Below are 1,017 nucleotides of genomic sequence, written 5' to 3'. Positions count from 1 at the left end.
GATGCGCTTGCCCCCCCTCGGTACGACGCCGTTCATCCACATCCTCCTTGGAACGCTCCCCCACACGTGGCGCGTTACCACCTTGACCGGATTGGCGCCATTGGTGCATTGCTCGCGTACCTTGCAGCCCCGGCATTGCTCTGGACTGGATTTGTATTGCCGATACCTCTGCCGATTGGTTGGGCTGTAGCGCAAGAATTGGCCTTGCGGGCAGATGTATTCGCCCGGTAAGCATCGTATTCATACGCTTGCTTATTGAACGTACCTGGCTTGTGGTTGGGCGTGCGGTAACCCATCACCCCAGTGATTCCGTGATTGTCCTGAGCGGATTCTACTGTTCGGTGTAGCTAATTCTTGGGGCAAGTCACCGTAAGTGCACTGACCGACTGGTATCATGACGTTTTGCCTAGTCCATCGACCAAGTAATCAAGATCACCCATTATCAAGACCCTGGCAGGGTGAAAGTGAAAATAGAAAGGTTAGACCCAAACTTGAGCATCACGAACGACGAGCCCTTACGTGTCCTGCGCTTCTGGCGCGATCTCGAGATTTTCAACATCCCGATAGCGCCTACCACCAAAGACACCAATGAGCAAACGAAAGTCACTACCCTTCGACGCCGCGATTTTCACAGCAAACCGCTGCCTTGGCACCACCCAGACTTCACACCTACTGACAAGGTCGGCTACGTCCACGTCGTCTACCTTGGTGTTGCCGACACTGAGGACTTGTCTCGACTACTCCTTCAGAGACTTTTCCCGGACCGGGATTTAAGTGAGCGGGAATGCCAGCGAATGAAGGGCACCGGATGGCTGGCCGCCTTCGTAGTGAATGAACTTGGATACCCAAAACCAGACAGCTATCTGCCTGCCAGTTTTGTGCACGGCGTATCAGCGATGCTGGAAGCCGGTACCTTAGAAAACATCAACGCCCGCCTGGAGCGCGCGAAAGAGGAATTTGCACAACGCTGCCATAGACTTCAGGACGATAACGGACAGGATGACCATGACGCGACCT

At 54.3% G+C, this 1,017-nt stretch carries 2 pseudogenes; one reads left to right on the top strand and one right to left on the bottom strand.

The window, feature by feature from the left end:
- Positions 1–320, bottom strand: a pseudogene (locus I5W_RS30545) (transposase); the annotation flags it as partial.
- A gap of 171 nt (positions 321–491) precedes the next feature.
- Here I5W_RS30545 and I5W_RS25115 point away from each other — a divergent pair.
- Positions 492–1,017 (top strand): annotated as a pseudogene (locus I5W_RS25115) (DNA helicase); the annotation flags it as partial.

The organism is Herbaspirillum sp. B65, assembly GCF_000333555.1.
Taxonomy (GTDB): Bacteria; Pseudomonadota; Gammaproteobacteria; order Burkholderiales; family Burkholderiaceae_D; genus Herbaspirillum; species Herbaspirillum rubrisubalbicans.
This window is presented reverse-complemented; position numbering and strand designations above follow the sequence as displayed.